7 protein-coding genes are annotated in these 14,721 nt (G+C 66.5%); 4 read left to right on the top strand and 3 right to left on the bottom strand.

Annotated elements, in window-relative coordinates; genetic code table 11:
* The first annotated feature begins 429 nt into the window (after positions 1 to 429).
* Positions 430 to 2,898 carry a DNA topoisomerase (ATP-hydrolyzing) subunit B gene (gyrB, locus tag QZ755_RS13725; protein WP_294323895.1) on the top strand — a complete coding sequence of 823 codons (2,469 nt, stop codon included), beginning with the start codon at positions 430 to 432 and terminating at the stop codon, positions 2,896 to 2,898.
* Positions 2,899 to 3,282: 384 nt separating this feature from the next.
* Here the strand turns inward: gyrB and QZ755_RS13720 are convergent, their stop codons facing one another.
* Both QZ755_RS13720 and QZ755_RS13715 read right to left on the bottom strand, forming a co-directional pair.
* Complete coding sequence (locus tag QZ755_RS13720) at positions 3,283 to 5,691, bottom strand: ligase-associated DNA damage response DEXH box helicase (protein WP_294323894.1); 2,409 nt, start codon at positions 5,689 to 5,691, stop codon at positions 3,283 to 3,285.
* Between the two features lie 171 nt (positions 5,692 to 5,862).
* A complete protein-coding gene (locus QZ755_RS13715) occupies positions 5,863 to 7,512 on the bottom strand; it encodes an alkaline phosphatase D family protein (protein WP_294323893.1) in 1,650 nt (549 codons plus the stop codon).
* 122 nt (positions 7,513 to 7,634) lie between these two features.
* Here QZ755_RS13715 and QZ755_RS13710 point away from each other — a divergent pair, with 122 nt between their 5' ends.
* The 3 genes from QZ755_RS13710 (at position 7,635) to QZ755_RS13700 (ending at position 14,075) form a co-directional block, all read left to right on the top strand.
* On the top strand, positions 7,635 to 10,019 hold the full coding sequence (locus QZ755_RS13710) for a TonB-dependent receptor (RefSeq protein WP_294323891.1): 2,385 nt from the start codon (positions 7,635 to 7,637) through the stop codon (positions 10,017 to 10,019).
* Between the two features lie 226 nt (positions 10,020 to 10,245).
* Positions 10,246 to 13,047: a TonB-dependent receptor gene (locus tag QZ755_RS13705; RefSeq protein WP_294323890.1), complete on the top strand. Its 2,802-nt coding sequence runs from the start codon at positions 10,246 to 10,248 to the stop codon at positions 13,045 to 13,047.
* A complete protein-coding gene (locus QZ755_RS13700) occupies positions 13,047 to 14,075 on the top strand; it encodes a phytase (protein ID WP_294323888.1) in 1,029 nt (342 codons plus the stop codon). Before QZ755_RS13705 ends, QZ755_RS13700 begins: the two co-directional genes overlap by 1 nt.
* A gap of 19 nt (positions 14,076 to 14,094) precedes the next feature.
* Here QZ755_RS13700 and QZ755_RS13695 read toward each other — a convergent pair whose 3' ends face one another.
* Positions 14,095 to 14,700, bottom strand: a complete 606-nt coding sequence (locus QZ755_RS13695) for a DedA family protein (RefSeq protein WP_294323886.1) — start codon at positions 14,698 to 14,700, stop codon at positions 14,095 to 14,097.
* Between the last annotated feature and the right edge of the window lie 21 nt (positions 14,701 to 14,721).

Below are 14,721 nucleotides of genomic sequence, written 5' to 3'. Positions count from 1 at the left end.
TAGCGGTCCCCGCGCCAGCTCTGCGCCGAAGCGGCGGTCGGGGCGGCGGCGGTGGCGACCGTGGCAAGCGCGGCAGCGGCAAGCGTCAGCTTCTTGAACATGGGTCTTCTCCCTCAAAACTTTGCGGCAGGATGTCTGCCTGTGATTTGGGGTATGCGCCGATTCGCTTGAGCGGATACTGAATGCGCCTGTTAGCTGCCGTTCATTATCGGGGCGGAACGGATGGACCGTTTCGCGCGACCTTGGCGTACCCCCGCGCAGGCGGGGGGGGGCAGGGTTACGGAGGCGGGCGGCATATTGCCTGGCTCTGGACCCCCGCCTGCGCGGGGGTACGGTAGATGTTGGGGTGCGGTCATTCTCGCGCAAACCGACCCGCGCCCCATGCGGGTTTTGCTTTAGTTCCGCCACGCAAAACCCTATATACTCGCTATGGCAACGAACCCCAATCAGAACGACTACGGCGCAGACTCGATCAAGGTGTTGAAGGGCCTCGATGCGGTCCGCAAGCGCCCCGGCATGTATATCGGCGATACCGACGACGGCTCCGGCCTGCACCACATGGTGTTCGAGGTCAGCGACAATGCGATCGACGAGGCGCTGGCCGGGCATTGCGACCGCATCCTCATCACGCTGAACGCCGACGGATCGGTGTCGGTCGAAGATAACGGGCGCGGCATTCCGACCGGCATCCACAGCGAAGAGGGCGTATCGGCGGCCGAGGTCATCATGACCCAGCTCCACGCCGGCGGTAAGTTCGAAAACACCAACGACGACAATGCCTACAAGGTGTCGGGCGGCCTGCACGGCGTGGGCGTGTCGGTGGTGAATGCGCTCAGCGACTTTCTCGACCTGACGATCTGGCGTGAAGGCCAGGAGCATTACATGCGCTTCCGCCGGGGCGATGCCGAAGCGCCGCTGAAGGTGATGGGTCCGTCGGAAAAGCGCGGCACCCGCGTGACGTTCCTGCCGTCGCCGGAAACGTTCAAGATCGTCGAGTTCGATTTCGATAAGCTCGAACACCGGTTCCGCGAGCTGGCGTTCCTCAATTCGGGCGTCCGGCTGGTGCTGGTCGATGCCCGGCATGAGGAACCGCGCGAGGTCGAACTGTTCTACGAAGGCGGGATCGCCGCGTTCGTGAAATATCTCGACCGGACCAAGACGCCGTTGATGCCCGATCCGATCGCGATCCACGGATTCCGTGACGATGTCGGCATCGATGTCGCGCTGGAATGGAACGACAGCTATTACGAGAACGTCCTCGCCTTCACCAACAACATCCCGCAGCGCGATGGCGGCACGCACATGGCGGCGTTCCGCGCCGCGCTGACGCGGACGCTCAACAGCTATGCCGACAAGTCGGGAATGCTGAAGAAGGAAAAGGTGTCGCTGACCGGCGACGACATGCGCGAGGGGCTGACCGCGATCGTGTCGGTCAAGCTGCCCGATCCGAAATTCTCGTCGCAGACCAAGGACAAGCTGGTGTCGTCGGAAGTGCGCCAGCCGCTGGAAGCGCTGATGGCCGACAAGCTGGCCGATTATCTGGAGGAAAATCCGGGAAATGCGAAGGCGATCATCCAGAAGGTGATCGACGCCGCCGCCGCGCGCGAGGCCGCGAAGAAGGCGCGCGAGCTGACCCGGCGCAAGGGTGCGATGGACATCGCCAGCCTGCCCGGCAAGCTGGCCGATTGCCAGGAGCGCGACCCCGCCAAGTCCGAACTGTTCTTCGTCGAGGGTGACTCGGCCGGTGGCTCCGCCAAGCAGGGTCGCGACCGGCATTTCCAGGCGATCCTGCCCCTGCGCGGCAAGATCCTGAACGTCGAGCGCGCGCGGTTCGACCGGATGCTGGCCAGCCGCGAGATCGGGACGATCATCACCGCGCTCGGCACCGGTATCCGCGACGACTTCAACCTAGCGAAGCTGCGCTACCACAAGATCGTCATCATGACCGACGCCGACGTCGACGGCGCGCATATCCGCACGCTGCTGCTGACGTTCTTCTATCGCCAGATGCCCGAGATCATCGAGGCCGGGCACCTCTATATCGCCCAGCCGCCGCTGTATAAGGCGACCAAGGGTCGGTCCGAGGTGTACCTCAAGGACGACAACGCGCTCGACGAATATCTGGTTGAGGCCGGGGTCAGCGCGCATGTGCTGGAAAGCGCGGGCGGTGCGCGCAGCGGCGACGATTTGAAGGCGCTGCTGGGCCATGCGCGGCGGATGCGGACGCTAATGCGCTATGTGCCGCGGCGCTACGACATGGGCATCGTCGAGGTGCTGGCGCTGGCCGGCGTTCTCGATCCGCAAATCAACGACACCGACCGGCAGGCGCGGCTGGACGATGCGGTGTCGCGGATCGGCCGCACCGATGCCGAGGCGCAGTGGACCGCGCGCGTGACCGAAGATGGCGGGCTGCAGTTCCAGCGTCGCTGGCGCGGCGTCACCGACACCCACAATATCGAACCGGCGTTCCTGCTGTCGGCCGAGGGGCGCAAGCTCCACGCCCTGGCGGCCGAGGAAGCGGCGAGCTATGCCGGCGTGTCGAAGCTGGTCAGTGCGCGCAGTGCCGGCGAGGCGGTGGCCGAGGGTGAGGACGAGGCTCCGGCGGTCGCGGGCAAGGGCGAGACGTTGGTCGCGCGGCCGAGCCAGTTGCTCGACGCGATCCTGGCCGCCGGGCGCAAGGGCCTGTCGATCCAGCGCTACAAGGGGCTGGGCGAGATGAATGCCGAACAGCTCTGGGAAACCACGCTCGACCCCTCGAACCGGTCGATGCTGCGCGTCGCGATCGAACAGGCCGACGTCGCGGACGAAATCTTCACGCGGCTGATGGGCGACGTGGTCGAGCCGCGGCGCGACTTCATTCAGGAAAATGCGCTGAACGTGGCGAATCTGGACGTTTGATCGGCTGTGGCGAGCGGGTTGCCCCGCTCGCCATCCATATTCCCGCGCAGGCGGGAATCCAGGGTTACTGGGCGCAACGCCCTTGGCTCTGGACCCCCGCCTGCGCGGGGGTACGGCTTTTTGCGGTTGTAAGGTGTCCACACCTACGCCGTGCCCCGGCGGAGGCCGGGGCCCAGTTACGGTGCCGTGGCGATGGAGTCGCGGGCGTCGCCCAACTGGACCCCGGCCTTCGCCGGGGTACGCCTTTCCCGGTACCGTTCGGTTCGAGCAGCTTCGAGCTTGTCGAGAAGCGTCCGTCGAGAACTCGGCGTTTGGGGCACCCCCTTCTCGACAGCCTCGAACCTGCACTCGAAGCAAACGGGGGAGGCGGGGGAAGAAAACCCCTCAATCCAGCGCCATCGCCTCCGCCGCCAGCGCTTCCGCCTCGATCAGCAGCGCATCGTCGGCCGATCCTTGCGTCACCCGTTCGCGCCCGATCAGCACCAGCACCGGTACCGCCAGCGGGCTGACCCGATCCAGCTCGACATGGCGGATGCGGGCCTGCGCCGTCTCCAGCAGCTTCGCCAGCCGCCCGACATCGGTCATCCGCGCCCGCGCATCCTCCCACGCCGCCTGCAACAGCAGATGGCCGGGTTCGTATTTGCGCAACACGTCATAGATCAGGTCCGTCGAGAAGGTGACCTGCTTGCCGGTCTTGCGCTTGCCCGGATGCTGGCGCTCGACCAGGCCGCCGATCACCGCGACTTCGCGAAAGGCGCGTTTCAACAGCGCCGACCCCTGTACCCAATCGACGAATTCATGTTCGAGGATGTCGGGTGAAAACAGCGCGGCGGGGTCGGTGATCGGTTCGAGGCAATAGCAGGACAGCGCATAGTCGTTCGACACGAAGCCGATCGGGTTCAGCCCCATCGCTTCCATCCGGCGCGTGATCAACATGCCGAGCGACTGGTGCGCGTTCCACCCTTCGAAGCTGTAGGCGACCATATAGTGCCGCCCGTCATGCGGGAATGTTTCGACCAGCAATTCGCCGGGGCGCGGCAGGACCGAGCGGCGCGACTGGATTTCCAGCCATTCGCGCACATCGTCGGGGAAGCGGGACCATTGGTCCGGATCGGCCAGAAATCCTCGCACCCGGTCGGCGAGGTTGGTCGACAGCGCCATGCGCGTGCCGCCATATTTGGGAATTCGCGCGGGTTTGCTGCTGGCGCGAACCACCAAATCGGTCAGCTCGATCTTCTCTACCTCCAGGCTCATGCCGGCAAAGAAGAAGGTATCGCCGGGCGACAAAGTGGAGGCGAAATATTCCTCGACCGTGCCCAGCCGCCGGCCATTCTTGAACCGCACGTCCAGCGTCGGCGCGTCGACGATGATCCCGGCGTTGAGGCGATGCTGCGCGATGAACGCCGGCTTGGTGACGGTCCACAGCCCGTCCGCGCCCAGCCGCAACCGCTTGAACCGGTCATAGGCCTTCAGCGCATAGCCGCCCTCCGCGATATAGTGCAGCACGCGGTCGAACGTGTCGGCGTCCAATGCGGAATAGGGGAGGGCGCCCTGCACCTCCGCCAGCATGTCGGCGGCGGCGAAGGGTTCGGCACAGGCGCAACCCATCAGATGCTGTGCCAGTACGTCCAATGCGCCGGGCCGGAACACCTCGCGGTCGAGTTCGCCCGCCTCCACCGCGTCGAGTGCCGCCTGCGCCTCCAGAAATTCGAAGCGATTGCCCGGCACCAGCAGCGCCTTCGACACCTCGTCCAGCCGGTGGTTGGCACGGCCGATGCGTTGCAACAGGCGCGACGATCCCTTGGGCGCGCCCATCTGGATCACGCAATCGACATCGCCCCAGTCGACGCCGAGGTCGAGGCTGGCGGTGGCGACCAGCGCGCGGAGCTTGCCGTCGGCCATCGCCGCCTCGACCTTGCGCCGCGCCTCGCGGTCGAGGCTGCCGTGATGGACGCCGATCGGCAATTGCGCGTCGTTGGCCAGCCACAGGTCCTGGAAAATCAGCTCGGCGAGGCTGCGGGTGTTGCAGAAGACGATGGTGGTGCGGTGGCGCGCGATCTCGCGCATCACTTGGCTCGCGGCGTAGCGGCCGGAATGGCCCGACCACGGGATGCGGTCCTGCGGCAACAGGATGCGGATGTCGGGGTCGGCACCCGGTTCCCCCTGCACCAATGTCACCGCATCGATATCGCCATCGGGAGCGAGCCATGCGCGATAGCCGTCCGGGTCGGCGACCGTCGCCGACAGCGCGACGCGGCGTAGTGCCGGGGCGTGGCGTTGCAGGCGGGTGAGGCACAGCGACAACAGGTCGCCGCGCTTGTCGGTGGCAAAGGCGTGGACTTCATCGACGATGATCGTGCGGAGCGTCGCGAACAGCCGGTCGGCATCGGGATAGGACAGCAGCAGGCTCAAGGATTCGGGCGTCGTCAGCAGGATGTGCGGCGGCTTGCTGCGCTGGCGCGCCTTGCGGTCGGACGGGGTATCGCCGGTGCGGGTTTCGACCCGGATGGGCAGCGCCATCTCGGCGATCGGGGTCAGCAGGTTGCGCTGCACGTCGACCGCCAAGGCCTTCAGCGGCGAGATATAGAGGGTGTGGAGGCTATCGCCGGGGTTTTCGATCAGGTCGGTGAGCGTCGGCAGGAACCCGGCCAGCGTCTTGCCCGCGCCGGTCGCGGCGACCAGCAGGGCGTGGTTGCCGGCACGCGCGACGTCGAGCATCTCGCGCTGGTGGCGGCGCGGAGACCAGCCGCGGGCGGCGAACCAGTCGGCAAGGGGGGCGGGGAGGGTTCGCACTTCCGTAGATGTAGGGCGGCGGGGGCGGGGTGCAAAGTATCGGCCCCCGCACAAAACCCGTACCCCGGCGAAGGCCGGGGTCCAGTTGGGAGACGTCGGCGACTCTATCGATACCAAACCGATACTGGACCACGGCCTTCGCCGGGGTACGGGTAGTGGGTTGTGGCCCGACTACACCGCGACCATCGGCCCCGGCTTGCCCGCCGCCACCCGCCACCGGGCGGTCGTCGCGGTGGTGAAGTCCGGTGTCGTCACGCTCGACACCGTGCGGAACTGTGCATCGGCATAGGTCGGCGTCAGCGTGAGCAACAGATAGCCCTTGCGGTCCTGATCGCAGTAGCGAACCTCCGGCGCATTCTTCTCGATCACCTTGCCCAGGCCGGGCAGCAGCGAACCATAGGACGGGCTGGAGATCGCGGTCGCGCCGAATTCACTGGCGACCAGCCGGCCCTTGTCATCGTGCAGGTCGTTGGCCCAGCCGGCATGGCTGTCGCCCGACAGGACGATCGGCCGCGACTTCGCCCGGCGGAACGCGGCGTAGAGCCGCTCACGCGCCGGGGGATAGCCGTCCCAGCTGTCGAAGTTGAACGGCAACCCGGCGCGGTACGATCGCTGTGCGGCGGCGATGCGCGGGGCATAGGCGGCGGGCAGGCCGTTGAGCAGATCGGCATAGCCCTGCGCGCCATGTTCCTTGATGAGGTTGGGGCCGGGCACCTTCGCCATCACCACCTGATTGCCGAGCAGTTGCCACGGGCGCTTCGCCTTGACCGAGCGGGCCAGTTTGCGCTCGACCCAATCCTGTTGTCCACGCCCCAGCAGTTCCCGGTCGGGTCGGGCGCGGATCGCCATCATCGCGGCATAATCCTCCGGCTCGATCCCGGCCCCCTTGGGCGCGGCCTGTTCGGAGCGGGCGAGCAGGCGGGTTTCGACCATGACCAACGTGGCGAGGTCACCGAAATCGAAGCTGCGATTGATCGCGGCCCAGGGCTGGCCGGGTCTGGGATCGCGGATCGGCATCCATTCGAAATAGGCCTGCATCGCCGCCGCCTTGCGCTTGGCCCAGTCGCCCTCGGTAGCCGGGTCATGGTTCTCCGCGCCGCCGACCCAGCTGTCATTGGCGGTTTCATGGTCGTCCCAGACGCAGATGAACGCGGCGCGGGCGTGCGCCGCCTGCATCGCGCTATCGCGCTTCACCTGCGCATGGCGGGTGCGATAATCGGCGAGCGTCACGATCTCATGCGCCGGTTCGGGCAGGCGGTTCAGCTTGCGGCCGATGTCCGCGCCATACCCCTCCGCGCCATATTCGTAGATGTAATCGCCCAGATGCAGCACCGCATCGACCCGCGGTTCGGCGGCGATCGCGCTATAGGCGTGCCAATAGCCGCCGGGATAGAGCTGGCACGACACCACCGCCAGCGCGACGTGCGGCGTGGCGCCACGCGGCAGGGTGCGGAAGCGTCCCTTGGGCGAAGCGGTGCCGTCGGGCGCGGTGAACCAGTACCAATAGTCGGTGCCGGGCTTCAGCCCGGTCGCTTCGACCTTTGCGGTGAAGTCGCGTGCGCCCCGCGCGGTGGTGCGGCCGGTGGCCAGCGCGGCGCCGCCTTCGCTTCCCGCGATATGCCAGTCGAGCGCGATGTCGCCGCTGTCGCCCGAAGCCGGGGTGGCGCGGGTCCACAGGATCGCGCCGTCCGCCGCCGGATCGCCGCTGGCCACGCCGTGCGCGAAGGTCGCGCCGGCGGGGGCTGCCTCGGCGACTGTCGGCAGGGTCAGCGCGGCACTGCTGCCCATCAGGCGGAGGGCGTCGCGGCGGTTCAGGGTCATGCAGGTGCCTTTGTCGAAACGATATGGGCGGCGTCCTATGCACCGTATGCGACAGGTCCGTGACGTCACGGACCTGTCGCATACGCCCCCTAGAGGCCGCGCCGTCATTAGGGGGATATTGAATGAAGACCTGTCTGCGCTCGACCGTCGCCATGCTCGCGATCACCTGTTCGACCGCCGCCTTCGCCCAGGCCAATGTCCAGCCGCAGGGGGACGAATCCGATGAAATCGTCGTCACCGCGCAAAAGGTGGAGCAGCGGATCGAGGATGTGCCGGTCACCGTGACCGCCGTGACCGGGCGAAAGATGGCCGACCTTGGCGTGTCCACGCTGGCCGATGTCGCGCAATATATTCCGGGGCTGGTCGTGCAGGAGCAGAGCGCGAACAATCCGGGCTTCGTCATTCGCGGCATCACGTCGGATTCGGGATCGGCGCAGCAGGGCGCGCGCGTCACCTTCTATTACAACGGCGTCGACATCAGCCGGTCGCGCGGCGCCTATCAGGACCTGTTCGACCTGGAGCGGATCGAGGCGGTGAAGGGGCCGCAGGCGACGCTGTTCGGCACCGCCGCCGCGGTCGGTGCGGTGTCGATCCTGTCGGCCAAGCCCAGGCCCGGCTTCGCCGCCGACCTCGCCGCCTCCTACGGCAATTTCAACCGGACGCAGGTGTCGGGCATGGTCAATGCCGGCAACGACACGCTCGCCGGCCGCCTCGCCTTCGCGTATAAATATCGCGACGGCTATGTCCGCAACATCGCGGGCGATCCCAAGGTGCCGAACCAGAATCAGGGGCGCGTCGATCAGGACGACCTGAACGGGCAGGACCAGCGCGGCATCCGCGGGTCGCTACGCTGGACGCCGACCAACACGGTCACCGCCGATCTGGTGCTGACCTATGACGGACAGCGCAATCCGGGCACCGCGTTCAAGAGCCGTGCCTTCGCCCCGACCGGCGGGCAGACCGGCGATTACGGCTATGCCGAACTGTCGGGTTCGCCCTATTCGCTGGAGGTGCTGGGGAAGCGCAAGCTGGGCCTCGACCGCGACGTCTATGACGCGAACCTGACCGTCTCGATCGATCTGGGGCGCGGCGTCACCTTCACCACGGTCAACGGCTATCGCCGGTTCAACAGCCTGGAGACGTTCGACGCCGATGGCGGCCCGGCATGGTATCTGGAATTCGCCGAGGATGCGAAGGGCGACCAGTGGAGCCATGAAGGCCGCTTCAACTTCACCGGGGAACGCGCGCGGGCGTCGTTCGGGTGGAACGCGTTCTTCGAAAACGGTTTCCAGCGCGTGCCGTTCTCGACCGAGGAAGGGACGTATCTCGCCTGTTCGGTAACCGCCGGCTATGCGCAGATCCGCAATATCCTGAACCAGGCGGGCATTCCGACGGGGCCGAACTGCGTCGCGGCCAACGGCACGGTGCCGGGCGCGCGGGCGACGGCGGTGCTGTCGCGTGGCACGCTGACCGAACTGCCCTATGCATCGGAATTCACCAATTTCGGCAACAACGACACCTATTCGATGTTCGCCGATGCGACGTGGATTCCGGTCCCCGCGCTCGAACTGACGGCCGGCGCCCGCGTGCTGATCGAGGATCGCCAGTCGGGTTACAGCTCGGTTCAGCCGTTCTCGCGGCTGCTGGCAGGCGCCGGCGTGTTCACCAGCCTGCTCGGCACCGCCAACACCAATGGTGCGAAGTTCGAGGCGGAGCGCAGCTTCGCCGCCGTGCTGCCGCGCTTCAATGCGCTGCTGCGGCTGTCCGATGCGGTCAACCTCTATGCCACGGTCAGCAAGGGCCGCCGCTCGCCGGTGGTCCAGCTGGGCGCGGTGCGCACCGGCACCAGCGCGACGGCAGGTGTGATCCCCGCGCTGCAGGTCGTGCCAGAGGAACTGGTGTGGAACTACGAAGGCGGCATCAAGGGGCGGGTGGGGCCGTTCACCGGTGCGGCGTCGGTGTTCTACCAGCGCTATGACGGGTTCCAGGTGTCGGTGACCGAAAACGGCGTGACCACGACGCGCTCGGCGGGGTCGGCGGATAATCTGGGCGTCGAGCTGGAGGGCAATCTGCGCCTTGGGCAGATGCTGTCGCTGTTCGGCACTTTCGCCTATCTCGACGGCGGGATCGGCGACGATGCGACCAACGGCGTGTTCGCGGGCAACCGCTTCCGGTTGCAGCCCGACATGACCGCATCGGCGGGCGCCAATCTGCGCGTGCCGATCGGGTCGGCGACGCTCTATGCCGTGCCGAACCTGACCTACCGGTCGAAGGTGTTCTTCGAACTGCCGAACCGCGAAGCGATCTCGACGCCGGGCTATACGCTGGTCAACCTGCGCGCGGGCGTGGAGCTGGGCGAACGCTTCACCATCGGCGGCTTTGCGCGCAACCTGACCAACGAACGCTATCTGATCGATGCGGGCAATACCGGCGGCGGCTTTGGCGTGCCGACCTATATCCGGGGCGAGCCGCGCTTCTATGGCGTGGAGCTGGGCGCGCGCTTCTGATCGTACCGTTCGCCGTCACCCCGGACCGTATCCGGGGTGACGGCGAGGGGGCTGGCGGAACGTCCGCCGCGCCGGGGTCGGTATCCGCTGTTGCCCCCAGGCCACAGCCGCCACCGGCAACCGCCACCGTCATCGATCGGTAACGATGGCGTAACCTGCGTTTCATCGCCGCGCGGCAGGGCGCTGGCCACACGGGAAGCCGGGGCGCTTCCAAAGGGGAACAGACATGGTTGCAATCTTCGCGCGGTCCACGCGGGCCGTTTTCGTGCGTGCGCTGCTCAGCGGTGCCGCGATCCTGCCGGCAGCGGCGCTTGCCGCGCCGACGGGGGAAACGCCGGTCGCGGTCGAACCCGCTCCGGGCGACGACGAAGGTCAGGAAATCGTGGTGCAGGGCAGCCGCCCGATCGCTGAATCCGAAGCGGCCGCCCTCGAAATCCAGCGCAACAGTCCGGCACTGGTGTCGGTCATCGCCTCCGACGCGGTCGGCCGCCTGCCCGACCAGAATGTGGCGCAGGCGATCAGCCGTCTGCCCGGCGTCGGTGTCGAACGCGACCAGGGCCAGGCCCGCTACGTCAACCTGCGCGGCGCGCCCAAGCGCTGGACCACGCTGTCGTTCGACGGCGTGAACGTCGTCAGCCCTGAGGGGCGCGCGGCACGCTTCGATTCGATCCCCTCGGCGATCGCCAAGCAGATCATCGTGCGCAAGGCGGTGACGCCCGACATGGTGGGTGAGACGATTTCGGGTAACGTCGACATCATCACCCGCTCGGGCTTCGACCAGAACGGCTTTCACGTCGCGGGCAAGGCCGGCTACGGGCTCGTCGAGCTGGGCGACCGGCGCGAGTTCGAAGGATCGCTGGTCGTGTCCGACCGGTTTGATACCGGCATCGGCGAATTCGCGGTGTCGTCCTCGGCCAGCCTGTACCGGCGCGGCATGGTCACCGACAATTTCGAAACCGATTGGGAAACGGTCAAGGAAGATGCCCGTCCGGGCTTCGCCGACCGCATCTGGGCACGCGAGACCGAGAACAAGCTGTATCGCCTCGTCCGCAAGAACTATGCGCTGTCGACCCGGCTCGACTGGAAACCGGCGCCCGGCCACCGCATCTTTGCCGAAACCATCTATTCGGCGTTCCAGGACGACGAACAGCGCAACAACTATATCGTCGACCTCGACGATCAGCAGTCGCGCGTCCCCACCTCGTCGGCTGCGTGCAGCGTCAATGCGACGCCGGCGGCCGGCACCACCGGCTATGCCGATGTCTGCACCGGCAACACCCCGCTGAAGGGCACGGTGTACGGCATCGACCTGAATTCCAACTTCACCGTCCGCGCGTACAAGCAGTCGGTGTTCACCAACACGCTGGGTGGCGACCACGACCTCGATACGTGGCGGGTGTCGTGGCGGGCAAACTATACCCGGTCGATCGACGACCGGACGCAGCCGGCGCAGCTGAACTATGACAGCCCGTCGTTCGGCACCAACGGCGCGAACGCCGCCAACCGCCTGACCGTCGGCTATGACCTGACCGATCCGCAGCTGGCCAGAATCGAGCTGTACCGCACCATCCGCAATGCCAACGGCACGTTCAGCCGCGGCGCGCGGGTGACCGCGATCGAGGATTTTCCGCGTTCGCTCGCCCGCCTGCGCTCGCTGCTCGCCGCCGATACGACCGATGCCTATACCGCGCGGATCGACCTGCAACACGATGTCGACGGCCTGTTCGGCGAAAAGACGACGTTCGCCTTCGGCCTGCGGTTCGACGACCGTACCAAGTCGGTCGACGAACGCCTGCTCGAACTCAACAGTTCGGCACAGTTCAGCGCGGCGGGCATTCCGACCGGCTATTCGCAGATCGCGATCCCCGGCGGGTTCCAGGGCAAGCTGCCGCTTGGCTATACCTTCCAGTATTTCGGGCGTGACCAGATCCTCGATCTGGTCGATCGGGCGAAGAAGGTCGGGTCCTATGTCAACCAGACCGCGAACCTGTACGACGTGAACGAGCGCGTCTATTCGGCCTACGGCATGGCGACCGTCACGACCGGTTGGGGCAGCGTCATCGGCGGCGCGCGGATCGAGTATATCCGCAACACATCGTCGGCGTTCGTCACCGACGGCAAGACCTTCACCCCGCTGACCGTCGATCGCGACATGACGCTGGTCTATCCCAGCCTGCACATCAATTACGACGTGACGCCGCAGATGAAGGCGCGGCTGTCGTTTAACACCGGCGCGGCGCGGCCGGATTACGACCAGCTTCGCCCCAACCTGTCGTTCAACGACGCCAACCTGACCATTTCGGGTGGGAACCCCGATGCGAAGCCCGAAAAGGCGATGGGGGTCGACGCCTATGTCGAATATTATGTCGCCCCGGCCGGCTTCCTGTCGTTCGGCGCCTATTACAAGCGGCTGCGCGACGTGCTGTTCGATACCAGCCGCACCTTTGGCAGCGACATCCTGAACTTCGGCGGCACCGACCGGTCGCAATATGACTTCTCGACCATCGACAATGGCGGCAGCGGGTCGATCGTCGGCGTGGAAGGCGCGATCCAGCAGCAACTCGATCCGTTCGTCGCCGACCTGGGCCTGCCCGACTGGATGGGCGGGTTCGGCGTGCAGCTGAACGCGACGCTGAACCATAGCCGCGCCGAAACGCCGGATGGCCGCCGCGTACCGCTGCCCGGTGCGTCGGACGCGGTCTATAATCTGGGCGTCTATTACGAAAAGTACGGCTTTTCGGCGCGGGTCCAGTATCAGAACCGGTCGCGCTGGCTGGACGAAATCGGCGATTTCCAGGTCATCAACGGCGTCAATCGCGGTGTCGACGGCGGCGACTTCTATTGGGCCAAGGACAATGAACTCGACGCATCGATGCGCTATGCGATCAACGCCAATGTCGAACTGTTCGGCAATTTCAGCAACCTTCTGGGCGGGCCGGGCCGTCGCTATGTTCGCGACACGCGCTACACGATCGAACGCGAGACGTTCGGCCGCCGGTATCAGGCCGGCGTGCGGGTGAACTTCTGATGCGGCGTGCCCTCTGGCTGGCAGCGCTCCTCGGCGGATGTGCGGTAACGCCCCCGCCGGCCGCGACGCCGACCGCCGTGCCGATGGTGGCAGCGGTGGCGGAAACCGATCCGGTCGACACCGCCGCCGATGCCGCCGACGATCCCGCCATCTGGCGCAACCGGCGCAACCCCGCCGCCAGCCTGGTGATCGGCACGGACAAGAAGGCCGGCATCCACGTCTATGACCTGTCGGGCAAGCGGCTGAGCTTCACGCCTGCCGCGCGGCTCAACAATGTCGACCTGCGCGAGATCGGTGGCCGGGTGATCGCGGCCGCCAGCGACCGGGCGGACGAAACGCAGGCGCATGTCGCGCTGTTCACGCTGGACACCGCGCAGAAAAAGCTGGTGCCGATGGGCCGCTATCCGGTCGGGGCGGGCGAAGCCTATGGCATGTGCCTGTGGACCCGCGCGCGGGACAAGGCGCTGTTCGGCTTCGTCGTGATGAAGGACGGGCGCATCGACCAGGTGTCGATCGACACCCGCGGCGCGACGCCGGTCGTGCGTACCGTGCGGTCGATGAAGGTCGGCACGCAGGCCGAAGGCTGTGTGGTCGATGACCGGACGGGCATCCTGTATGTCGCGGAAGAGGATGTCGGGCTGTGGCGCTTCACCGCCGATCCCGCCGCCCCGGTCGAGGGAACCGCGATCGCGAAGGTCGACGGCACGACACTGGTCGCCGATGCCGAGGGGCTGGCACTGGCCCCGGCCGGGCGCGACGGCGGCTATCTGGTTGCCAGCAGTCAGGGCGACAATGCCTACACCCTCTACCGCCTGCCCGGCGTCACCTATGCCGGGCGCTTCCGCATCGGCGGCGGGGCGATCGACGGGACCAGCGAAACCGACGGCATAGAGCTGATCCTCGGCAATTTCGGGCCGAAATATCCCAAGGGGCTGATGGTCGCGCAGGACGGCGACAATGCGCCGGAAACGCAGAACTTCAAATATGTGTCGTGGGCAGAGGTGCTGAAGGCGCTGCGGCTGCGGTAATGTGGCGCGCGCGTGGCGGTCACCGCTGCGCGCGCGGTTTCCACGTGATGACGCGGTAGATATAGCCGATGACGATCGCCGCCGACATGGCGATCGCGACCGGCCCGACATAATGGTCGAGCTGTTCGAAATTCGACCCCAGCCACAGCCCGGCATAGGCCAGCACCGCGTTCCACACGATGCTGCCGGTGAACGTCGCCAGGAAGAAGCGCCAGCGCGGCATACAGGCCATGCCGGCAGGCAGCGAGATCATCGTGCGGAACGTCGGCATGAAGCGGAAGATGAAGACCGTCTTGCCGCCATGGTTGCGGAAGAAGCGGTGCAGCTTCTCCACATCTTCCCACTCGACCGTCAGCCACCGGCCCCAGCGATCGACGAACGGCTTCAATCCCTGATAGCCGAAGCGCCGCCCGATCGCGTACCAGAAATAATTGCCCGCGGTGGTGCCGGCGGTGCCCCACAGCAGCAGCGGTACCATCGCCATGTCGCCGCGCGCGACCGCCATCCCGCCCAGCCCCATGATGACTTCGGACGGGATCGGCGGGATCACGTTTTCAAGCGCCATCAGCAGAAAGATGCCGAGATAGCCGCCGCGCGCGATCGCATCGAGGATGAAGGTCGTCATGGGGGTTTCGAACGTGCGGGC

The sequence above is a fragment of the uncultured Sphingomonas sp. genome (assembly GCF_913776855.1).
Classification (GTDB): Bacteria; Pseudomonadota; Alphaproteobacteria; order Sphingomonadales; family Sphingomonadaceae; genus Sphingomonas.
This window is presented reverse-complemented; position numbering and strand designations above follow the sequence as displayed.